Genomic DNA, 21,339 nt, shown 5'->3' with positions numbered 1-21,339 from the left:
ATCCCTAGTTTTTCGCCTGCGTCCTCACCGGCGCCTGGAGTTGGGCGAAGGTCTTTTGTTGCTGCAGCCAGGCCTGGTAGCTGCCGTCCGGCTCGACCACGACATTGCCGCGCATGAAAGTATGGCCGGTGCCACAGAGCTCGGCGCACAGCACGTCGAACGTGCCGGCCAGGGTCGGCGTGAACCAGTAATAGGTGACGCTGCCGGGGATCATGTCCATCTTGGCGCGGAACTCCGGCACATAGAAATTGTGCAGGACATCGATCGCGCGCAGCAGCATCTTGACCGGTTTGCCGAGCGGGAGGTGGAGATTGTCGCCCTGAATCACGACATCGTCCTGCCCGTGCGGATCCTTGGGATCGACGCCGAGCGGATTCTCCGGGCTGACATGAGCGATATCGGAGGCGCCGAGCCTGCCATCGGCGCCCGGCAGCCGGTAGGCCCACTGCCATTGCTGGCCGACGACCTCGACCACGGTAGCGTCCTTCGGAACCGTGATGAACTGGTGCCAGACGACGAGGCCGGGCGCGAGCATGGCGGCGACGCCGACGCCCGTGCCGATCGCGAGCCACCATTCGAGCCGCTTGTTCTCCGGCTCGTAGGCCGCGCGGCTGCCCTCGCGATGGCGGAACCGGAGGACGCAATAGGCCATGAACAGGACGACGGCAGCGAAGACGACGCCGGTGATCCAGAACGTGATGATGATGGTGTCGTCGATATAGCCCCAGTTGGAGGCAATCGGCGTCCACCACCACGGGCTCAAGAAGTGGAAAACCACCGAGCCGATCACGATCAGAGCCAAGACGACTGCGATACCCATCCCTCTTTCATCCTTGCCGAGGGCGGCGTGAACAGGAAGCAGGCTATGCCACGGCGCATGTCATGCGCCATGCGCTACATAAATGAGTTCACTATCGATATGAGAACAGTGTTGCGGCCCGAGATGAATCGGGCCTGCAGTTTAAAACGGAGTTGGACTTTAAAACGGACTTGGTCTCTAAAACCGTCTTGGCCAATGACATCGCTTGCGGCACATGACCGCTGCGGGGCGCGGGCTCGGGCGAGCGCACCTTTGGGCTGCAAGTTTTGCTTCCTGTCCGCCATTGCCGAACCTTGGGTTCGCCTGGACGACCGCGTGTCGCGTCTGACGCAAAAAACTCTCAGCCAGGCTGCAGGATCTTCAAGCCTTCAGCCCGTTGCCTCATGTTGTCGTCCTGCTCGCGGGAGTTGTCAATTGATCCCGCATCGCAGGCCGGCGCCGCCACGACTGCAATCGCGCGCCGATCCGGCTATTTCTTCTTGCCGTCCGCGTCAAATTGCTTGAGGAAGGCGAGGATGTCGTCGATTTCCTGATCCGATTTGAGGCCTGGAAACACCATCTTGGTGCTCGGGATCTTGGCCTGCGGCCCCTTGATGTAATCCCGGAACGTGGGCTCATCCCATAGGATGCCGGAGTTCTTGTTGGCGGGCGAGTAGCTGTAGCCCTCGATCGATCCCGCCTGCCGACCGAGAAGGCCGTTCAGTTTCGGCCCGACGGCATTCTTGGCCGTCTCCCCGATCTGGTGGCAGGCGCGGCACTTCTGGAAAACCTTCTCGCCCGCGGCGGGATCGCCGGCCGCTTTGGCCGGATGGGGCAAGGCCGCAAACATCAGCGAGGCCATCAAGATCCAACGCAGCATCGAAGGTTCTCCTTCGAACTCGGAGGCGACCCAATCCGCTTGACCGCGGCGGAGCCGCACAACCTCTCGCAATATGCTTACATCATTGCCGGCTGCCCTCCAAACCGGCGGAGGCAGCTTGAGGATGAGAACGCCAGGCTTCGGAAACTGACCCAGTCCACAAAGGGCCAACTTGCGACATAAATGGCGCCAGACGCGAGCCACTTCGGTTCTCTCCGGCAACCGAGCAGACGGCTCTCGCCGTGCCCCCCAGAAAGCATTAGCTCTTTTGAACTTTAACTCGACGAGAGAAACCCGCCCCAGCGCTAACGCCCGGGCATGCCGGCGAATTCTGCGCGGCCTGCTTCAATCATGGGAGGTTGAGAATTAGCTGGCGGACAGGGCGGGATTCGAACCCGCGATACGGTTTCCCGTATACACACTTTCCAGGCGTGCGCCTTCAACCACTCGGCCACCTGTCCGGCGCGCTGCTTATGACCGCCGAGCCGGCTTCTTTCAAGGGCCGATCGCAAGGCTTTTCACAGTTCGTGCGAATGAGGCGCTCGCGCCCGTTGCAAAGGCCTGTCGGAATGGGCACATCGGGGCTGGGGCTGGCCCCGATCCCGGTCTGCGGGCTAGAGCGTTTTCAAGCGAAGTGGAATCCGGTTCGCGTGAAGAAAACGCGTTAAAACAAATGCCTAGAGCAATTTCCGATCCAGCTGGATCGGAAATTGCTCTAGGTTGCTGCGCGCGAGGGAGCGATGGTGCGGTTTCTGCTGCGGCTGTTGGGCTATGTCCTGATCGCGGCCGGCTTTGTCTCTCTCGTCATCGACGGTGCGCGCTCGATCGCCAATTCGGCGCTGCAGTTCACCCCGATCAGTGCCACGCTCGCGGCCCTGCTTGGCGAGCGCTATCAATCGCTGCAGCCGGCGATCGAGCGCAATCTCCACCCGCTGCTCTGGGATCCCGTCCTGTTCAACCTGATACGCTCGCCGACCGCGCTGGCGGCGCTCCTGCTGGGTTTCCTGCTGCTCAGGCTCGGCGCGCGGCCGGAACCGACGATCGGCATCGTCACACGACGGTGAAGCGCCACGCGCGGATTCATGCCTGTCGAAATCGCGCCCGCATGCCTATCTTGGTGGCCGACAGCACGATGAGGGAGCCCAAGATGTTCTTCCAGCGCAAAAAGGCCGTCCTGCCCCAGGCCGATGAGGCGCTGCCCGGCCGGCCGCAGGCGATCGCGACCGCCGAGCGGCATTTTCTCAGCAAGCGCCCGCTGCAAGGTCCCTATCCCGAGGGGCTCGAGACCGCTGTTTTCGGCATCGGTTGCTTCTGGGGAGCGGAACGCAAGTTCTGGCAGATCGAGGACGGCGTCTGGGTCACCGCGGTCGGCTATACCGGCGGCCTGACCCCGAACCCGAGCTATGAGGAGGTCTGCTCGGGCATGACCGGGCATAACGAGGTCGTGCGCGTGGTCTACGACCCCGCCAAGCTGCCCTACGAGATGCTGCTCAAGACCTTCTGGGAGAATCACGACCCGACCCAGGGCATGCGCCAGGGCAACGATATCGGCACGCAATATCGCTCCGGCATCTATGTCACCACGGCCGCGCAGCGCGAGGCCGCCGAACGCTCGAAAGCCGACTATCAGCAGGCGCTCAGCCAGCGTGGCTATGGCCCGATCACCACCGAAATCCTCGACGCGCCGGAATTCTACTTCGCCGAGGACTATCACCAGCAATATCTCGCCAAGAACCCGGCCGGCTATTGCGGATTGGGCGGCACCGGCGTCGCCTGCCAGATCGGCCTCAGTGTCGAAGCCTGATGCTCCAACCAGACTAGAACGAGGCCCCGCAGGCTTGCCTGCGGGGCCTCTTCACGTCATGGCAGGAGGAGAGAGCACATCAGGGGGCACAGGATGGCACAGCATCAGACCGAAGCGGAGACCGCGCCCGATTTCACGCCATCAGTCCCTGAGCGCGTGCTGGAGACCTTCCTCTCGGCCAGCCGCTGGCTGCTGGCGCCGTTTTATGTGCTGCTCGTCATTGCGCTTGGCGGCCTGCTGGTGAAGGCGCTGCAGGAGGCATGGCACTTCATCAGCCATGTCTTCTCCGCGACCGAATCCGACGTGATCCTCGGCGTGCTCTCGCTGGTCGACCTGACCTTCACGGGCTCGCTGATCGTCATCGTGATCTTCTCCGGCTATGAGAACTTCGTCTCGAAGATCGATCCGAAGGCGCATCGCGACTGGCCGGAATGGATGTCGCAGATCGACTTCTCCGGCCTCAAGCTGAAGCTAATCTCCTCGATCGTCGCGATCTCGGCGATCCAGGTGCTGAAGGCCTTCATGAATGTGAAAGCCTCCTCCGACCGCGACCTGACCTGGCTCGTCGCGATTCACGTCGTCTTCGTGGTGTCGGGGCTGGTGATGGCCTGGACCGACAGGATCTCCGGCGAGGGGCATGGCGGAAAGGGCGGGCACTAGAGCCGGATGCGCTCGAACATGGTGACCTCGGCGCTTTTGTAGGAGGCCTGCCCGAAAGGCGCATAGCCCAGCTTTCCGGCCAGCCGGACCGAGGCCGTATTGTTGGGATTGATGATGCAGACGGTGCGGGTCTGCGGCCGATTGGCGTCGAACCAGGCATGAGCCGCGCCCACGGCCTCTGCTGCGATGCCACGGCCATGCGCCGCTGTCGCGGTGATCCAGGCGGCTTCCGGATAGGGATCGAACACCTCGCCGAGGCCGCGATGGAAATCGGCGAGCCCGGTCTGGCCGAGGAGGCGGCCGCTCTCCTTCTCGATGATGACAAAAAGCCCGTAACCCAGCAGCGACCAGTGCCCGGCATAGCGCAGCAGGCGATGCCAACTCTCCTCCCGCGACAGCGGCCCGCCGATGAAGCTCATGACCGCGGGGTCGGAAAGCAGCGCGTAGCTCGCCTCGAAATCATCCAGGACGGGCGGGCGGAGCAGCAGGCGTTCTGTCTCGATCATAACAGCTTTGAACCATTTCCAGCGCTCGTCGCCTATGGCGGAGATGCGCGCTCCCGTTGCGCGCCGGACACATAGCCGCGGCAGCCTGCGCGCCGCACCAGCATGAATAAGCGAGCATAAGTTCCCGATATGTTCTTGCGTGTGGTTTGAAGCTCGATTAGCCTCACGCAAGGGCAAGGGGTGGCGCTGATGGTGACGCGGGTCGCGACGGTGGCGTTCGAGGGCATCGAGGCGCGCGCCGTCGATGTGCAGGTGCAGGTGACGCCGGGCGGCGTCGCCTTCATCCTGGTCGGCCTGCCCGACAAGGCCGTGGCCGAAAGCCGCGAGCGGGTGCGCGCCGCGCTGATCGCCTCGGGGCTGGCGCTGCCGGCCAAGCGCATCACCGTCAATCTCGCGCCGGCCGACCTTCCAAAGGAGGGCAGCCATTACGACCTGCCGATCGCGCTCGGCGTGATGGCGGCGATCGGGGCGATCCCGGCGGATGCGCTGGCGGGCTACACGGTCCTGGGCGAGCTCGCGCTCGACGGCTCGATCACGGCAGTGGCCGGCGTGCTGCCAGCCGCGATCGCCGCCTATGGCAGGGGCCAGGGACTGATCTGCCCGGCGGCGTCCGGCCCCGAAGCGGCCTGGGCCGCCGCCGATATCGACATCCTCAGCCCGCGCTCGCTGATCCAGCTCGCCAATCATTTCAAGGGCACGCAGGTGATGGCGCGGCCGGAGCCGGCGGTGGCGCGGCAATCGGGCTCCCTGCCCGATCTTGCCGACATCAAGGGCCAGGAGAGCGCCAAGCGCGTCCTCGAAATCGCTGCGGCCGGAGGTCATAATCTCCTGATGAACGGGCCGCCCGGCGCCGGAAAATCGATGCTGGCGAGCCGGTTGCCCTCGATCCTGCCGCCGCTGAACCCGCGCGAATTGCTGGAAGTCTCGATGGTGCTCTCGGTCGCAGGCCATCTCGCCGACGGCGCCCTGACCGACCGGCGGCCCTTCCGCGCGCCGCATCACTCGGCCTCGATGGCGGCGCTCGTCGGCGGCGGCTTGCAGGCCAAGCCCGGCGAGATCTCGCTCGCCCATCACGGCGTGCTCTTCCTCGACGAATTACCGGAGTTCCAGGCGCAGGCGCTCGACGCATTGCGCCAGCCGATGGAGACCGGCGACGTGCTGATCTCGCGGGCCAATCATCGCGCGGTTTATCCGGCCCGCTTCCAGCTCGTCGCGGCGATGAACCCATGCCGCTGCGGCAAGGCGACGGAGCCGGGCTTCGCCTGTCGCCGCCAGCAGAACGAGCGCTGCATGGCGCAGTATCAGAGCCGCATCTCCGGGCCGATGCTCGACCGTATCGACATCACCATAGACGTGCCGGCGGTCACGGCGTCCGACCTGATCCTGCCGCGCCCGAGCGAGGGCTCGGCCGAGGTTGCGGCCCGCGTCGCCGCGGCAAGGCGGCTCCAGACGGCGCGGTTCGAGGCGCTCGGTCTCGGCGGCATCTCGACCAACGCAGCCTGCCCGGCGACGGTGCTGGACGAGATCGCGCGGCCCGACAATGCCGGCCTCAAGCTGCTCAGGGACGCCGCCGACGCGATGCGCCTGACGGCGCGAGCCTATCACCGTGTCCTGAAGGTGGCCCGGACGCTGGCCGATCTCGACGGCGAGCCCAAGATCGGGCGCATCCATCTGGCCGAGGCCCTGTCCTATCGCTCGCGCATCGACCAGGTCGCGCAGGCGGCGTGAGTCTTGGCTTCGATGGACAGCGCTCGCTTGCGACGCTTCGGCTGGTGCGATCTTGGGCTGGTGCGATCTTGGGCTGGTGCGATCTTGGGCTGGTGCGGTCCCGGGCCAGAGACGCACCGTCATCCTGGGCGCCCGAAGGGCGTCCCAGGGATCCATCATAAAACTCCGGAGCCCTCCGATGGATCCCGGGACTTCGCTGCGCGAAGCCCAGGGATGACGGAGTGTTTCCGAGCCAGGACGGCACGGTCCCGCATCGTGTTTCCGGCACGCGACGATCTCCGGAACGCCCGCAGGGTTAACGTTTCATGCCATTCGATCGCTAAACTTCGACGATCCAACCAACTCTTTCTCAATAGGGCGATGATACACAGGGAACATGGCTTTCCCTTCATCATCGCTGGCATTCTGGATGGCGGTCGCAACGGCGATCCTCGCAATCCTGTTCGCGCTCAAGATGGCGCGGCAGCGCGACCGCATCGTGCGCCAGGCCACCGAACTCGCCCATGACATCGAGACACTGAACGACCGGCTCTGGGCGCTGGCCGATAGCGAGGAGCGCTATCGCAGCCTGATCCAGGCGCAGGGCGACCTGATCGTGCGCCGCGACGGCGACCGGATCGTCTACGCCAATGCCGGCTATGCCTCCCTGCTCGGCTTGAGCGAGGCCGAGGTCATCGGCAGCCAGGCGCAACCGAGGCGCATCGCCTGCCGGCCGGCCCTGGCGCTGGGCGACGGCGCCCGTGTCTTCGACGAGAGCCTGGCGACCTTCGAAGGCGAGCGCTGGATCTCCTGGGTCGAGACCGTCGTGCCGGTCGCGCTCGGCAAGACCGTACTGCAGCGCGTCGGCCGCGACATCACCGCCCGCATCGCCGGCGAGCAGGAACTGGTCGAGGCCCGCGCCCGGGCCGAGAGCGCCAGTGACGCAAAATCGCGCTTCCTTGCCACCGTCAGCCACGAATTCCGCACGCCGCTCAACGGTATCCTCGGCATGGCCGATCTGCTCGGCGACACCCGCCTCGACCCCGAGCAGACCACCTATGTCGGCGCTCTGCGGACCTCGGGCGAGGCGCTGCTCTCGCTCGTCGACGACATCCTCGACGTCGCCAAGGTCGAGGCCGGCAAGCTCGAATTATCCGTGGCGCCCTTCGATCTCGGCCCGCTGGTCGAGACCGTCGGCGAATTGATGGCGCCGCGCGCCCAGGCGAAGGGCCTCGACATCGCGACCTATCTCGCCCCCGATCTGCCCAGCCGCCTGGTCGGCGACCGCGACCGGCTGCGCCAGATCCTGCTCAACCTCGTCGGCAATGCGATCAAGTTCACAGAGCATGGCGGCGTCGGCATCCGCCTCGATCGCGCCGGGGAGATGATCGAGATCACCGTCTCCGACACCGGGCCCGGCATCCCGGAAGACCGGCAGAAGGCGATTTTCGACGAGTTCGAGCAGGCGGACAACACCGCCACGCGCAGCCATGAAGGCACGGGGCTGGGTCTTGCCATCGTGCGGCGGCTCGCGGCGCTGATGGGCGGCGAGGTCGGCGTCGAGAGCCGGCCTGGCGAAGGCGCGCTCTTTCGCGTCCACCTCCCGCTTGCGGCGGCTGAAGCCAGCACGATCCTGGCCCCGCCGGACTGGCAAGGGCGGCGCGTGCTTGTCGTCTCGGCCGCCCCCTTCGCCGGACGCTTTCTGGCGGACACGATCGCGACCACGGGCGCCACGGCCATGCTGGCAACCGGGCCCGACGGAGCGCTCGCCCTGCTGCGGCAAGACGCAACTTACGATGCCATCCTGATCGATCAGTCGATCGGTCCCGAGGCGGCGCGCGCATTGGCGGAAGCGGCGCGCCAGGCCGGGCCGGGCGAACGGTTGATCATGCTGTCCCCGACCGAGCGGCGGCAATTCGGCGTGCCGCGCGAGCAGGGCTTCACCGGGTTCCTGATGAAGCCGGTGCGGGCGCGCTCGCTCTATGAGCGCCTCTCGCCGCGGCCGGAAGCCGCCCTGCCCTTGCCCGATTCGCGTCAGGACGCGCCCGCTCCCATACTCCCGGTCGCGCCGCGGCTCACCGTGCTCGTCGCCGAGGACAACGAGATCAACGCCTTGCTGGCGACACGGACGCTGGAGCGGCTCGGCTGCGCCGCGATCTGGGCCCGCAACGGGCGCGAAGCCATCAGCCATGTCGCGGCCAGCCTGAATGGCGAGGCGACAGCGCTTGACCTTGTCCTGCTGGATATCCGCATGCCGGAGCTCGACGGGCTCTCGGCCGCGCGCATCATCCGCACCATGGAGGCCGAGGCGAAAGCCGGCGCAAAACTGCCGCTGATCGCCGTCTCCGCCAATGTCTCGCCCGCTGATCGCAGCGCCGCGCAGGCCGCCGGCATGGATGATTGCCTGGCTAAGCCTCTCGACCGCGCCGCGCTCAAGCGCTGGCTCGACCATGTCGAAGGCGGCCTGATGTTGACTTTGAGCGCTTGAGACGGCGTCATAACGCTGACGCAGTTCTGTCGCGATCCTGTTAAATCGCCGGCGCTAGCGTTCCCATCGCCAGCATCGGCGGCGCAGGGGCAAGACGAGCCATGGCATTTGAGGTCTTTCGCGGCCACGATCAGCCGGCAAATCAATTGCCGGCCGGACATCCGTTCCTGGCGCGGCTGCGCAAGCTTGGCGGCCGCCCGGGCGAATTCGACCCGCTTTCAGGCACGCTCGGCCGTTCCGGTTCGCTCGAGGTCAGGCTGGCGCGAGGCCCGCGCGAGATCTGGCGGGCACAACGTTTGCGCTACCGCGTGTTCTACCAGGAAATGTCGGCCAAGCCCGATGTCGTATCACGGATGTTCCGCCGCGACGCCGACCGTTTCGACGGGGCTTGCGATCATCTCCTGGTCATCGACCATGCCGCGCGCGGGCGCTTCGGCGGCATCAAGCCCAAGGTCGTCGGCACCTATCGCCTGATGCGGCAAGGCACGGCGACGCGCTTCGGCGGCTTCTACACGCAAGGGGAGTTCGACCTGCAGCCGCTGCTCGCGCGCCACCCATCCGCGCGCTTCCTCGAGCTCGGCCGCTCCTGCGTGCTCAAACCCTATCGGACCAAGAAGACGGTCGAACTGCTCTGGCACGGCATCTGGGCCTATGTCCGCCACCATCGGATCGACGCGATGTTCGGCTGCGCCAGCTTCGACAGCACCGATCCCGACGCATTGGCGCTGCCGCTGAGCTTCCTGCACCACCATGCCCGCTGCGAAGGCGAATGGGGCGCCGCCGCCCGGCCCGACCGCAGCGTGGCGATGAACCGGCTCCCGGTGGAGGTACTCGATACCAAGCAGGCGCTGAAACAGATGCCGCCGCTGATCAAGGCCTATCTCCGGCTGGGCGCCCGTTTCGGCACGGGCGCGGTGGTCGACAGGCAATTCGGCACCACCGACGTGCTGGTGATCCTGCCCGTGGCCGCGATCGATCGGCGCTATCTCGATTATTACGGCGACGAGGGCCAACGCTACGCGGCTTGAGGGCCTTCAGGACCGCGAATGAACCACAGCGTCATTCCGGGGCGGGCCACAGGCCCCGACATGACGGCGGAGGTTTGCGAGCCTATTCCCCTGGCAGCCTATTCCCCCGCCTCCGCCAGCGCCCGCAGGGCCTCGCGATAAGTGGGATAGCGGAGCGCGTAACCGAGCTCCCGCTTCATCAGCGCGTTCGAGACACGCTTGTTCTCGCCATAGAAACTCGCCGCCATGGGCGTCAGCTGCGCCGGATCGAACGGGATCTCGGGCGGCGGCTCGATGCCGATCAGCCCGGCGGCGAAGCTCACCACATCCTGCGGCGGCGCGGGCTCGTCATCGGTCACGTTGTAGACGGCCCCGTTGCGCGGCTTTTCGAGCGAGGCCAGCAGCACGCCGGCGATGTCCTGCGCATGGATGCGGTTGAAGACCTGGCCGGGCTTGACCAGGCGCCGCGCCGTGCCCGCGCGCAGATTGACGATGCCGTTGCGGCCGGGGCCGTAAATGCCGGCGAGACGGAAAATCTGCACGGGCTTTCCGGTCTTCTCCCCGAAGGCGAGCCAGGCCTTGTCGACCGTCAGCCGCAGCGTCGAGCGCGCATTGGTCGGCCGGCATTCGGCTGTTTCGTCGATCCAGGCGCCGTCATGATTGCCATAGACACCGATGGTCGAGAGATAGCCGATCCAGCGCAGATCGGGCGCGGCCGCAAGCTGCCCGGAGAGGCAGGCGAGCGCCGGATCGCCGTCCTCGCCAGGCTGCGCCGAGACCAGCACGGCGTCGGCCTCCATGACGGCTTTGGCAAGCCGAGACGACACCGCGAAACCGTCGAAGACCAGGGTCGGAATGCCGGCGCGGCTGAGCGCTCCCGCCTTGTCGGCCGAGCGCACCGTGCCGGTGACCTCGAAGCCCGCAGCTAAAGCAGCACGCGCGAAAAAACCGGCGGTATAGCCGAGGCCGATGATGACGAGCTTCATGCGATGCATTCCGGCTGGGATGGGAGGGCGAGCCATTCGTGGCGGACATCCGCATCGGCCTCGCCTGCGAGGGCATCAGCGGCGAGGTGCCCGGCCCGCACTGGCGCGAGCCTGATCAGCGCCCAGGCGGCCATGGCGCGCACCAAAGGCGAGGCATCCGCGACCAGGGCCTCGGCGCTGGCGGCAAGCTCGGGCCGGTTGCTGTTGCCGATCGCGATCAGGACGTTGCGGATGAAGCGGTCGCGGCCCGTGCGCTTCACCGGCGTGCCGGCGAAGAGCGTGCGGAAGGCAGCGTCGTCCAGCGCCGCGAGCTCGGCCAATGGCAGCGCGTCGAGGCCATTCTTGAGCGCGAGCCGGGTTTCCTGCGCGGCGGCGGCAAACTTGTTCCAGGGGCAGACGGCCAGGCAATCATCGCAGCCGAAGACGCGGTTGCCGATGCCGGGGCGCAGCGCCGCATCGATATGGCCCTGATGCTCGATGGTGAGATAGGCGATGCAGCGGCGCGCATCGAGCTGATAGGGCGCGGGGAAGGCGTCGGTCGGGCAAATGTCGAGGCAGCGCCGGCAGGAGCCGCAATGGTCGCTCTCGGGCGCGTCCACCGGCAATTCGGCCGTGGTGTAGATCGCCCCGAGGAAGAGCCAGGAGCCGTGCTCGCGCGAGACCAGCACGGTGTGCTTGCCCTGCCAGCCGAGGCCGGCCGCCTCGGCGAGCGGCTTTTCCATCACCGGGGCTGTGTCGACGAAGACCTTGACGTCCGCCCCGCCCTTCGCCGCGAGCAGGCCGGCGACGCTTTTCAGCTTGCCCTTGATGACGTCGTGATAATCGCGCCGCCGCGCATAGAGCGAGATCGCGGCCTTGTCGGGCTGACTGAGGATGGCAAGCGGGTCGCTATCGGGCGCATAGCTCATGCCGAGCATCACGACGCGACGCGCCTCGCTCCAGAGCTGTCGCGGCGCGGCGCGCTCAGTGACGCGCTCCGCCATCCAGCTCATATCGCCATGATGGCCGGCCTCGAGCCAGGCCTGGAGACGCTCGGGAACCTGCGGGATGGCCTCTGTCGAGGCGATGCGGATGACGGCGAAGCCCTCGGCCCGGGCGCGCTCGACGACCGCCCGCTTCAGGCGCTCGCCTTTCAAAAATCCAGATTGTCGTAATGCGCGCTCGGAGCCATGCCCGGAATCCGGTCGGCCAGCAGTGACCGGAAGCTCGGGCGGGACTTGATCCTCGCATACCATGCGCGCGCGGCCTCATCCTCTTCCCAGGGCACGTCGCCGAGATAGTCGACGCAGGAGAGATGCGCCGCCGCGGCGAGATCGGCATAGCTCAGTTCGGCCCCGGCGAGCCAGTTCCGCTTGGCGGTGAGCCAAGCGATGTAGCGCAGATGATAGCGCACATTGGCGCGCGCCGCGCGGATCGCGCTCATCTCGGGCGGCCCGCCGCCCTCGTCGCGGCTCATGAAGCGCTTCATCACCTTTTCCAGCACGAGCGGGGCGGTGATCTCGGCATCGAATTTCAGATTGAACCAGTCGAGCAGCCGGCGCACCTCGACACGCTCGCCCGGGCCTTCCGGCAAGAGGCGGCGTTCGGCGAGCGCCAGACCACGCGTCTCGTCCAAATATTCGGCAATGACGCCGGCGCCGGGAACGGCAAGCCCATTCTCCTCGCGGAAGACCGGCGTGGTGCCGGCGGTGTTGAGTTCAAGGAACTCGCGCCGCCGCTCCCAGACGCGCTCCTCGACCAGGTCGGCCTCCATGCCGAACTCGCCGAGAACCAGCCGGATGAAGCGCGAATGCGGGCATAGCGGATAATGAAAAAGGGTCGCCATGGCACTCATGAAACAGCGAGATGCGGCCGAAGCAGGGCCAGCGGAAAGGCGGGACGCAGCCATGCGCCAGGCGCTTGCTATAGTCCCAGGCCACGAAGGTCACAACCCGGGGGGTGCGCAGTGCCTCGATTTGCAGCCGCCGCATTGGCGAATTGGTAACCGAATTGCAAAGAGCTTGGCCCATGGAAGGGTGCGGTTTACCAAGCGCGGCGGCGCGCGATTCGCTTCAAAGGATAGCCTCTCATGCAAAACCTGATCGAAGCGGTCGTGCTCGGCATCGTCGAGGGCCTGACCGAGTTCCTGCCGGTCTCGTCGACCGGCCACCTCCTGCTGCTCGGGCATTTCCTCGGCTTCGAATCCAACGGCAAGACCTTCGAGGTGCTGGTCCAGCTCGGCGCGATCCTGGCGATCATGCTGGTCTATTTCCGGCGCCTGCTCGATATCGCGCTGCGCCTGGGCAGCGACCCCGCCGCGCGGCGCTTCGTCATCGGCGTGCTCGTCGCCTTCCTGCCGGCGGCCTTGATCGGGGCCGTGCTGCACGGCTTCATCAAGAGCGTGCTGTTCAACCCGTTCCTGGTCTGCTGCGCGCTGATCGCAGGCGGGCTCGTGCTGCTGGTCGTCGACGAGCTCGAACTCGAGGTGAAGCACACCGACGCCACCACCTTCCCCCTGTCGATGTATCTCAAGATCGGCTTCTTCCAGTGCCTGGCGATGATCCCGGGCGTCTCGCGCTCGGGCTCGACCATCGTCGGCGCGATGTTGCTGGGCGCCAGCAAGCGCGCGGCGGCCGAATTCTCCTTCTTCCTGGCCATGCCGACCATGGCGGGCGCCTTCGCCTACGACCTGCTCAAGAGCTACAAAACCCTGACCTTCGACGATTCCCTGCTGATCGTCGTCGGCTTCGTGGCCGCCTTCTTCTCGGCCCTGATCGTGGTGCGCAGCTTCCTCGACTACGTCTCCAAGCGCGGTTTCGCGATCTTCGCCTGGTGGCGGATCATCGTGGGGCTGTTCGGCCTGGCGGGCTTGTGGATCGTCGGCTGAGAGCAGGATGCGAAAAAGTGGGTACCGGTTTTTCGCATTGATCCTGCTCTCGCTCTTTGATGAGAGACGGATTCAGATTTCAGATGGGATCACTTCGTGAGCCCATCTGAAATCATCCGGCTCTAGCCCGGCTTACACCGAGCGCGGATCGCTCAGCGACTCCGTGATCATCTGAGCCTGCACCGCCGCCACGCGCGGCAGCGAGCCGGTCTGGCGCTCGATCATGCGGTGGACGACAGGCGGGTTCTCGCCCTTGTGCAAGGCGCGGACGCGATCACCGATCTCGGCATCGGCCTGGGTGACGCGCTGGTTCTGGCGGATGTATTCGACCCAGGTCGGGCTGTCGTAGCGTTCGATCCAGAGTTCCGCATTGGTCAGGTCGCGCAACAGCGTCCAGTGGCGCGCGCCGTCCCGGCGGCGAATGCGGCGGCGCTCGGCCATGGCGTTGAGGAAGACGACGACGTCCTCCTCGTGGATCAGGTATTCGATGGTGACGATGACCGGCCCGCTGCGCGGCTCGATATCGACTGCGACCTTGGGCTCGCGCCAGCGGCTGAGCGGATCGAGGTTGAGCGCTTCCAGCGGCGGCAGGGCGTAGCGCAGGCCGAGCGCCGCGCCGACCAGGAGGATGACGGCCGCCATCAGCAGCGCCTGCTCGGTGCCGTAATGCAGGACCGCCCGGCCCCAGGCCCAGCTGCCGATCGCCATGCCGCCGAAGGCGCCCATCTGATAGAGCGCCAATGACCGGCCGACGACCCAGCGCGGCGCCGAGAGCTGCACCGTGGCGTTGAAGGTCGAGAGCGTCAAAACCCAGCAGGCGCCACCGACACAGAGCGCCGGCATGGTCAGCCACAGGCTCGTGCTGACGGCGATCAGCGCAACGGAGACGGCAAAGGCGACGAAGGTCATCCGCACCAGCGCCTCGGTGGTGAGCAGCCGGCGCAGCCTTGCGCTCATGAAGGCGCCGCCGACCGCGCCGACCCCGAAGGCTCCGAGCAGCACGCCGAAGATCAGCGGACCGCCCTGGATGAGATCGCGCGCGATCAGCGGCAGCAAGGCGAGAGCGACGATGCCGCCGAAGCCGAAGGCGAAGGCACGCAGGATGACACTGCGGATATTGGGCGACATCGCGACATAGCGCAGCCCCGCCCCCATCGCGATCCAGAGCGTCTCGCGCGGCAACAGACGCTCGACCTTGGGCGGCTGCCAGCGCGCCAGCACCGCGATCAGTGCGATATAGCTCAGCGCATTGATGGCGAAGGCAGCGAAGGCTCCGGCCGCCGCGACGATGGCGCCGCCGATCGCTGGCCCGACGCTGCGGGCGATGTTGAAGGCGACGCTGTTCAGCGTCACCGCGGCGGGCACGTCCCGGCGCGGCACCATATCGCCGACGGAAGACTGCCAGGCCGGGTTGTTCAAGGCCGTACCGCAGCCGATCAGGAAGGTGAAGGTCAGCAGCCACCAAGGCGTGATCAGCCCGGACCAGGAGAAGACCGCGAGCGCGATCGAGACCACGAACATGAAGCCCTGCGCGGTCAACATGATCTTGCGGCGGTCGTAATTGTCCGAGACCGCCCCCGCGGCCAGCGAGAACAGCATCACCGGCAGCGTCGTCGAGGCCTGCACCAGCGCGACCATATCGGGCGAGGCCGCGATCGAGGTCATCATCCAGGAGGCGCCGACAGCCTGGATCAGCCCGCCGAAATTCGAGGCGAGGCTGGCGAACCAGACTTTGCGGAAGATCGGCTGCTGCAGCGGCACGAAGGGCGAGCTGCGCTCCGAGGACAGGTCGATGCCCTCCGAGGCGAGATCGGCGGCGGCGACATCTTCGACAGGCTGAGCGTGAGGATCGACAGGCATCCCACAGGGTTAGTGCCTGCGACGCGGGCTGCCAACCATGAAAGATCGGCCCTGCCTTCAAGCACCCGTCTGTGCCGGAACGCCATCGCTGCGGCGCGCCCGGCGCGGCTTGGCGACTGGCGCCCGCCAGGCATGAACGGCCGCGACAGCAAGCCCGACCAGCGCCACCCAATGCCCCGGCCGCAGGAAGCCGAGATCCTGATAGACCACCACATCGGCATTGGCCTGGAAGACGTCCCAAGCCGAGACGCCGCTCGTCAAGGCATACCACGCCGTCTCGCAGAGCGCCGTGGCAAGCCCGGTCAGAAGTGCCGCCGCGATCAGCACCGGGGTGGTCGTCGCGATCTTCAATCGGTTCAGCCCGCGATAGAGCAAGAGCAGCGCGAAGAGCCCGTTCAGCAGCGCCGGCTGGGTGACGTCGATCTTGGACTGCAGGGCGAAATGCAGCAGGCCCAGCCCGGCGATCAGGTAGACGAGGTTGTGCAGGCGCTGCCAGTTCTTCGCGCCCATCCGGCGGATCATCCCGTCCGTCGAGGTGACGCCGAGCGCGGTCAGGCCGAGCAGCGCGGTGAAGCCGATCGTCAGATAGAAGCGCTTGACGATCTCGGAGACGATCAGGCCCCAGTCGAAGGCGAGGTCGATGCAGTAGAGCGTCAGATGCCCGGCCGCATAGGCCAGCACGGAGAGGCCGAGCATGCGGCGGATGCCGAGCAGCTTGCCCCAGTCGAGAATGCGCCGGAGCGGCGAGACCGCAAGCGTGACCAGGAGCAAACGGATCGCCCAGGTGCCGGTGTCGTGCACCGCCCGCGTCCAGGGTTTCGAGCCGAGCTGGCCGGTCCAGGCCTCATAGGCCAGGATCAAGGCCGGCACGAGCACCAGCGCGAAAGCAAGCGCACGCAAGGCCGAGAACCGCCCCTGCCGATCCAGCCATGGCAGCCATCCGTCCACGCCGTTCTCCCGCTTGCCGTTCGCCTCTTGGAGATACGCGACAGCCCTTGCCTCTGTCTTGCACGTCTGCACACAAGGACGTGAGGACGAAGCTGGAACGTAACTACAAATCGTAGTAGCATACCTGAATTCGAATGGGATCCTGAGAAGGACACGGCCAATGTCGCCAAGCACGGCGTCGCCTTCGAATTTGCGAAACGCATTTTCGAGGGACCGGTGCTGAGCTGGGTCGATGACCGCGTCGACTATGGCGAGGTTCGAGAGATCAGCATCGGTCGTGTCGACGGCATCGTTGTGCTCGTCGTCGTGCATACCGACCGCGACGGCCGCATCCGCATCATCTCGGCCCGACCGGTCTCTCAAAAGGAAAGGCAGCGCTATGAAGCCTCCCTATGACAAACCGCTGTCGCCTGAGGCTCTCGCCGCGCTCAAGGACGACGAAATCGATTTCAGCGACATCCCCGAGCTGGACGAGACCTTCTGGAAAAACGCGAAGCTGGTCGAGCCCGACCGGACGCAACTGGTGACTCTGCGCGTCAAGAAATCGGTCCTGGAAGCCTATAAGGCCCAGGGCCGCGGCTATCAGACCCGCATGAACGCCGTTCTCGAAACCTATGCCCGTTCCCAACTCAAGCGGACTTCATGATGCCGACCCAAACCTCGCCCACTGTCGTCTTCGATGTCGGCAACGTCCTGCTCCGCTGGGATCCGCGCCTGCTCTATCGCGAGTTGATTCCCGATCCCGCGAAGCTCGACTGGTTCATGCAGAATGTCTGCACCGCCGCCTGGAACATCGAGCAGGATCGCGGCCGCTCCTGGGAGGAGGCCGTGGCGCTGCTGGTCGCGTCCCATCCGGAATGGACGCGCGAGATCAAGGCCTTCGACGAGCGCTGGCACGAGACCGTGCCCGGCGTGATCGAGGACAATGTCGCGCTACTCGCCGAACTCAAGGCAAAGGGCGAAAAGGTCTACGCCATCACCAATTTCTCGCGCGAGAAATGGGCGGAATGCCTGATCCGCTTCCCCTTCCTGCAAAGCTTCGACGGCGCCATCGTCTCGGCGCATGAAGGCCTGATCAAGCCGGATGTCGCGATCTACCACACGCTGCTGGAGCGCTATGCCCTGAGCGCGCCCGACTGCATCTTCATCGACGACAGCCACAAGAATGTCGAAGCGGCGCGCGCCGTCGGCATGAAGGCCGTGCACTTCGTCGAGCCGCTCGATCTGCGCGCCGAGCTGCGGGGGTTGGGCGTCGCGGCGTATGCGTCATGGCCGGCATCGAGCCGACCCTCTCGTGACGGTGACGCTGCTCCTGCAGGAGATGCTCTTCTGCAGGCGTTTCTCAGCCCGCGCTAGGCGCAGCCCGAGACTGACGGAAGGCTGCTCACGAATCCATCTTCAGTGCGGCGATGAAGGCTTCCTGCGGGATTTCGACCTTGCCGAACTGCCGCATCTTCTTCTTGCCTTCCTTCTGCTTCTCCAGAAGCTTGCGCTTGCGGGTGGCGTCGCCGCCATAGCATTTGGCGGTGACGTCCTTGCGCAGGGCGCGGATGGTCTCGCGGGCGATGATCTTGCCACCAATCGCCGCCTGCACCGGGATCTGGAACATGTGCGGCGGGATCAGCTCCTTGAGCTTCTCGCACATGGCGCGGCCGCGTGCGTCGGCGCGCGAGCGGTGCACCAGCATCGAGAGCGCATCGACCGGCTCGGCATTGACCAGGATCGACATGCGCACGAGGTCGCCCTCGCGATAATCGGTGATGGCGTAGTCGAAGGAAGCGTAGCCCTTCGAGATCGACTTCAGCCGGTCGTAGAAATCGAACACGACCTCGTTCAGCGGCAGGTCGTAGACGACCTTGGCGCGAGAGCCGACATAGCTGAGATCAGTCTGGACGCCGCGACGGTCCTGGCAGAGCTTCAAAACCGAGCCGAGATATTCGTCCGGCGTGAAGATCGTCGCCTTGATCCAGGGTTCCTCGATCGTCTCGATCTTCATCACATCGGGCATATCGGCCGGATTGTGCAGTTCCAGCACCGAGCCGTCGCGCAGATTGAGATGGTAAACCACAGACGGCGCGGTCGAGATCAGGTTGAGGTTGAACTCGCGCTCCAGCCGCTCCTGGATGATCTCCAGATGCAGCAACCCGAGAAAACCGCAGCGGAAACCGAAGCCGAGCGCCGCCGAGGTCTCCATCTCGTAGGAGAAGCTGGCATCGTTCAGGCGCAGCCGGCTCATCGCGGCCCGCAGCACCTCGAAATCGGCCGCATCGACCGGGAAGATGCCGCAGAACACCACCGGCTGCACCGGCTTGAAGCCGGGCAATGGGTTCGGCGTCTGGCGCTTGTCGTCGGTGATGGTGTCGCCGACCGCGGTGTCGGCGACCTCCTTGATCGAGGCGGTGAAGAAGCCGACTTCACCGGGGCCGAGCTCCTTGACCTCGAGCATCTTGGGCTTGAACACGCCGACGCGGTCGACGCCATAGGCGGCATTGGCCCGGATCATGCGGATGGTCATGTTCTTCTTCAGCACGCCGTCGATGACGCGCACCAGCACGACGACGCCGAGATAGGCGTCGTACCATGAGTCGACCAGCAGGCACTTCAGCGGCGCATCGATGTCGCCCTTGGGCGCCGGCAGCCTGGTGACGATCGCCTCGAGCACGCCCTCGATGTTGATGCCGGTCTTGGCCGAGATCGGCACGGCCTCGGAGGCGTCGAGCCCGATCACGTCCTCGATCTGTTGCTTGATGCGCTCGGGCTCGGCGGCAGGCAGGTCGATCTTGTTCAGGACCGTGACGATCTCATGGCCCGCATCGAGCGCCTGATAGACATTGGCGAGCGTCTGCGCCTCGACGCCCTGCGAGGCGTCGACGACCAGGAGCGAACCTTCGCAGGCCGCGAGCGACCGTGAGACCTCATAGGCGAAGTCGACATGGCCGGGCGTGTCCATCAGGTTCAGGATGTAATCCTTGCCATCCTGGGCGCGGTAGTCGAGCCGCACCGTCTGGGCCTTGATGGTGATGCCGCGCTCTTTCTCGATATCCATCGAGTCGAGCATCTGCTCGCTCATGTCGCGCGCCGCCACCGTGCCGGTGGTCTGGATCAGCCGGTCGGCCAGCGTCGATTTGCCGTGGTCGATATGCGCCACGATCGAGAAATTGCGGATGTTGTCGAAACTGCGGGTGCTCATGGGCGCGCAATAGCAGCGATGCCGCATTGCGCCAAGGGTTTGCGGCTATTCCGCCGCGGCAAGTTGCTGCTGGGCCGGGCAGGGCTCCAGCGCCCAGGTCAGGGCGCGATAGTCGAAGCCGCTCTCCAGCGTCGGCTTCACGACTGCGAAATAGGGCGAGATGTCGAAATCGCGCGGCATGTAGAGCGAATGGTGCCGGATATGCAGGATCTCCTCGAAATCCTCCTCGTCCATCGCCTGCGCATATTCGACGGTCGGCAGCACGGGATAACGCGCCGCCTCAAAAGCCTGCGCGATCAGGGTGGAACAGATCGCCCGCGTCGGGTCGCCCGAGCCCAGCGCGATCATGCGCCGGCGCCATGATGGCGGGGCCCAGGGGATCGGGATCAGCCAGCGCATCAGATCGAGGATGTTCTTGAGGTCGTACTGGGTGCCGAGCCGCTCCAGCACATAATCGACGACAATGGCACGGCCCTCGCGGTCAAGCGCCTGGGGACGGCAGATGCGGGTGCCGAAAGCGCCGTATTTCGACAGCGGCGAGAGCACGCAGCCGACATCCATCTCGACCTCGGCCAGCACCAGCGGCTCGCCCTGCTCGCTAAACTGCCCGGTCTCCCCGACGTAAAGAGCCGCATGCGACCAGGTCGATTGCGTCAGATACTTGATCGCGGCCGAGACCTTCATGCTGCCTTCGACCAGCAGGACATCGCCCGGCCGCAGCGCCGATTGCAACCGGGCCAGCGCCTTGGCGTCGACCGGGCGGGCTTCCGGCTTGCCGCGGGTGATGAACCCGACGACGGAACGCCCGAGAAGTTCAAGACCGCGATTCATGGCCGCTTCCCCCCGTGTCGCTTCTTTCGCGACTCGCGCCCTTCAAGAGCGTCGTTTGAGGCTCATCAAAGCGCGGATTCCTGAATCTTTCCGGAAACGCGACCTGTCGCGGCGCCCAGACTTGGAAATGTGGTGAAAGCGGAGTTCACGCTGCGTCAGAAGCAAGCGACGACGAAGGCCCGTGTTTGGGCTTGACGTTCTCATATAGTAGAATAATTCTTCGTATCATGGAAATGATGGATGACCTCGAACTCGATCAGCGGCTCGGCGCGCGCATCAAGGCGCTGCGCCAGAGCCGCAGCCTGACGCTCGACATGCTGGCCGAACGCTCGGGCGTCAGCCGCGCGATGATCTCACGGGTGGAGCGGGGCGAATCGAGCCCGACGGCCGCGCTGCTGGACCGAATCTGCGCCGGCCTCGGAATTGTTCTCTCGGTCCTGTTTCGCGACGAGGGCCATGCCGGCCCGCTCGCGCGGCGCACCGATCAGCCGGTCTGGACCGATCCGGCCAGCGGCTATGTCCGGCGCAACATCTCTCCCCCAGGAACCGGCTCGGGGATCGAGATCGTCGATGTCGAGATGCCGGCGGGCGGGCGCGTCCTGCTCGACGCACCGCGCAGCGCCCATCGGCTCGACCAGCAGGTCTGGGTTCTGGCCGGCGAGATGATGGTCACGCTTGGTGGCATCGAGCACCGGCTGGCGGCGGGAGATTGCCTGCAGATGCTGCTCGACGGGCCGATCGCCTACCACAACCCCGGCAGCGTGCCCGCCCGCTATGCCGTCGTACTGACCACCTCCGGCTGAACGC

The 21,339-nt window shown here is 65.7% G+C and carries 21 protein-coding genes and 1 tRNA gene; 11 read left to right on the top strand and 11 right to left on the bottom strand.

Translation table 11 applies throughout. From position 1 onward, the window contains the following. Nucleotides 1-4 precede the first annotated feature (4 nt). From BHK69_RS08750 to BHK69_RS08740, 3 genes are all read right to left on the bottom strand, one after another. Complete coding sequence (locus BHK69_RS08750) at nucleotides 5-820, bottom strand: cytochrome c oxidase subunit II (protein ID WP_069689754.1); 816 nt, start codon at nucleotides 818-820, stop codon at nucleotides 5-7. A 469-nt stretch (nucleotides 821-1,289) separates the two neighbouring features. After that, nucleotides 1,290-1,679 (bottom strand): c-type cytochrome, encoded by a 390-nt coding sequence (locus BHK69_RS08745; protein ID WP_069689753.1) that lies wholly within the window; start codon nucleotides 1,677-1,679, stop codon nucleotides 1,290-1,292. 371 nt (nucleotides 1,680-2,050) lie between these two features. Further along, nucleotides 2,051-2,140, bottom strand: a tRNA-Ser gene (locus tag BHK69_RS08740). 279 nt (nucleotides 2,141-2,419) lie between these two features. On the opposite strand from BHK69_RS08740, the gene BHK69_RS08735 reads away from it, so the two are divergent. The 3 genes from BHK69_RS08735 to BHK69_RS08725 all read left to right on the top strand — a co-directional run bounded on the left by BHK69_RS08735 (nucleotide 2,420) and on the right by BHK69_RS08725 (nucleotide 4,143). Further along, nucleotides 2,420-2,743, top strand: a complete 324-nt coding sequence (locus BHK69_RS08735; protein WP_069689752.1) for a hypothetical protein — start codon at nucleotides 2,420-2,422, stop codon at nucleotides 2,741-2,743. An 83-nt stretch (nucleotides 2,744-2,826) separates the two neighbouring features. Beyond that, entirely contained in the window at nucleotides 2,827-3,483 is a 657-nt protein-coding gene (msrA, locus tag BHK69_RS08730) for a peptide-methionine (S)-S-oxide reductase MsrA (protein ID WP_069693496.1), read from the top strand. A 93-nt stretch (nucleotides 3,484-3,576) separates the two neighbouring features. Continuing rightward, complete coding sequence (locus BHK69_RS08725) at nucleotides 3,577-4,143, top strand: TIGR00645 family protein (protein ID WP_069689751.1); 567 nt, start codon at nucleotides 3,577-3,579, stop codon at nucleotides 4,141-4,143. On the opposite strand, the gene BHK69_RS08720 is transcribed toward BHK69_RS08725, so the two are convergent. After that, nucleotides 4,140-4,649: a GNAT family N-acetyltransferase gene (locus BHK69_RS08720; protein WP_069689750.1), complete on the bottom strand. Its 510-nt coding sequence runs from the start codon at nucleotides 4,647-4,649 to the stop codon at nucleotides 4,140-4,142. The genes BHK69_RS08725 and BHK69_RS08720 overlap by 4 nt on opposite strands. Nucleotides 4,650-4,838: 189 nt before the next feature. On the opposite strand from BHK69_RS08720, the gene BHK69_RS08715 reads away from it, so the two are divergent. The 3 genes from BHK69_RS08715 (at nucleotide 4,839) to olsB (ending at nucleotide 9,872) form a co-directional block, all read left to right on the top strand. Then, nucleotides 4,839-6,377: a YifB family Mg chelatase-like AAA ATPase gene (locus BHK69_RS08715; protein WP_069693495.1), complete on the top strand. Its 1,539-nt coding sequence runs from the start codon at nucleotides 4,839-4,841 to the stop codon at nucleotides 6,375-6,377. A 376-nt stretch (nucleotides 6,378-6,753) separates the two neighbouring features. Beyond that, nucleotides 6,754-8,844 carry an ATP-binding protein gene (locus BHK69_RS08710; protein WP_069689749.1) on the top strand — a complete coding sequence of 697 codons (2,091 nt, stop codon included), beginning with the start codon at nucleotides 6,754-6,756 and terminating at the stop codon, nucleotides 8,842-8,844. Between the two features lie 101 nt (nucleotides 8,845-8,945). Then, nucleotides 8,946-9,872: a l-ornithine N(alpha)-acyltransferase gene (olsB, locus tag BHK69_RS08705; protein WP_069689748.1), complete on the top strand. Its 927-nt coding sequence runs from the start codon at nucleotides 8,946-8,948 to the stop codon at nucleotides 9,870-9,872. Nucleotides 9,873-9,970: 98 nt separating this feature from the next. Here olsB and BHK69_RS08700 read toward each other — a convergent pair whose 3' ends face one another. From BHK69_RS08700 to BHK69_RS08690, 3 genes are all read right to left on the bottom strand, one after another. After that, complete coding sequence (locus BHK69_RS08700; RefSeq protein ID WP_069689747.1) at nucleotides 9,971-10,837, bottom strand: SDR family oxidoreductase; 867 nt, start codon at nucleotides 10,835-10,837, stop codon at nucleotides 9,971-9,973. Beyond that, nucleotides 10,834-11,886 carry a tRNA epoxyqueuosine(34) reductase QueG gene (gene queG, locus BHK69_RS08695; RefSeq protein ID WP_069693494.1) on the bottom strand — a complete coding sequence of 351 codons (1,053 nt, stop codon included), beginning with the start codon at nucleotides 11,884-11,886 and terminating at the stop codon, nucleotides 10,834-10,836. Before queG ends, BHK69_RS08700 begins: the two co-directional genes overlap by 4 nt. An 83-nt stretch (nucleotides 11,887-11,969) precedes the next feature. Continuing rightward, nucleotides 11,970-12,662 carry a glutathione S-transferase family protein gene (locus tag BHK69_RS08690; RefSeq protein WP_069689746.1) on the bottom strand — a complete coding sequence of 231 codons (693 nt, stop codon included), beginning with the start codon at nucleotides 12,660-12,662 and terminating at the stop codon, nucleotides 11,970-11,972. Between the two features lie 243 nt (nucleotides 12,663-12,905). On the opposite strand from BHK69_RS08690, the gene BHK69_RS08685 reads away from it, so the two are divergent. Further along, the gene (locus BHK69_RS08685) at nucleotides 12,906-13,703 is read left to right on the top strand and encodes an undecaprenyl-diphosphate phosphatase (RefSeq protein WP_069689745.1); all 798 of its coding nucleotides are present in this window, start codon (nucleotides 12,906-12,908) and stop codon (nucleotides 13,701-13,703) included. A 132-nt stretch (nucleotides 13,704-13,835) separates the two neighbouring features. Here the strand turns inward: BHK69_RS08685 and BHK69_RS08680 are convergent, their stop codons facing one another. After that, complete coding sequence (locus BHK69_RS08680; RefSeq protein WP_083269206.1) at nucleotides 13,836-15,563, bottom strand: MFS transporter; 1,728 nt, start codon at nucleotides 15,561-15,563, stop codon at nucleotides 13,836-13,838. Between the two features lie 57 nt (nucleotides 15,564-15,620). Beyond that, a complete protein-coding gene (msrQ, locus tag BHK69_RS08675) occupies nucleotides 15,621-16,511 on the bottom strand; it encodes a protein-methionine-sulfoxide reductase heme-binding subunit MsrQ (RefSeq protein ID WP_244548443.1) in 891 nt (296 codons plus the stop codon). A 120-nt stretch (nucleotides 16,512-16,631) separates the two neighbouring features. On the opposite strand from msrQ, the gene BHK69_RS08670 reads away from it, so the two are divergent. The 3 genes from BHK69_RS08670 to BHK69_RS08660 are packed head-to-tail and all read left to right on the top strand — an operon-like array spanning nucleotide 16,632 to nucleotide 17,867. Beyond that, on the top strand, nucleotides 16,632-16,907 hold the full coding sequence (locus tag BHK69_RS08670; RefSeq protein WP_069689744.1) for a BrnT family toxin: 276 nt from the start codon (nucleotides 16,632-16,634) through the stop codon (nucleotides 16,905-16,907). Beyond that, nucleotides 16,891-17,157, top strand: a complete 267-nt coding sequence (locus BHK69_RS08665; protein ID WP_069689743.1) for a BrnA antitoxin family protein — start codon at nucleotides 16,891-16,893, stop codon at nucleotides 17,155-17,157. The genes BHK69_RS08670 and BHK69_RS08665 overlap by 17 nt, the downstream gene beginning before the upstream one ends. Beyond that, nucleotides 17,154-17,867 carry an HAD family hydrolase gene (locus BHK69_RS08660; protein ID WP_069689742.1) on the top strand — a complete coding sequence of 238 codons (714 nt, stop codon included), beginning with the start codon at nucleotides 17,154-17,156 and terminating at the stop codon, nucleotides 17,865-17,867. The genes BHK69_RS08665 and BHK69_RS08660 overlap by 4 nt, the downstream gene beginning before the upstream one ends. A 28-nt stretch (nucleotides 17,868-17,895) precedes the next feature. On the opposite strand, the gene lepA is transcribed toward BHK69_RS08660, so the two are convergent. Both lepA and BHK69_RS08650 read right to left on the bottom strand, forming a co-directional pair. Continuing rightward, nucleotides 17,896-19,701, bottom strand: coding sequence for a translation elongation factor 4 (lepA, locus tag BHK69_RS08655; protein ID WP_069693491.1), 1,806 nt, complete (start codon nucleotides 19,699-19,701; stop codon nucleotides 17,896-17,898). Between the two features lie 45 nt (nucleotides 19,702-19,746). Further along, nucleotides 19,747-20,532, bottom strand: a complete 786-nt coding sequence (locus BHK69_RS08650) for a YiiX/YebB-like N1pC/P60 family cysteine hydrolase (protein ID WP_069689741.1) — start codon at nucleotides 20,530-20,532, stop codon at nucleotides 19,747-19,749. A gap of 227 nt (nucleotides 20,533-20,759) precedes the next feature. On the opposite strand from BHK69_RS08650, the gene BHK69_RS08645 reads away from it, so the two are divergent. Beyond that, entirely contained in the window at nucleotides 20,760-21,335 is a 576-nt protein-coding gene (locus BHK69_RS08645; RefSeq protein WP_069689740.1) for a helix-turn-helix domain-containing protein, read from the top strand. Nucleotides 21,336-21,339 lie beyond the last annotated feature (4 nt).

This window comes from Bosea vaviloviae (assembly GCF_001741865.1).
Taxonomy (GTDB): Bacteria; Pseudomonadota; Alphaproteobacteria; order Rhizobiales; family Beijerinckiaceae; genus Allobosea; species Allobosea vaviloviae.
The sequence above is the reverse complement of the archived record's forward strand: the minus strand, read 5'-3'. Positions and strand labels throughout refer to the sequence as shown.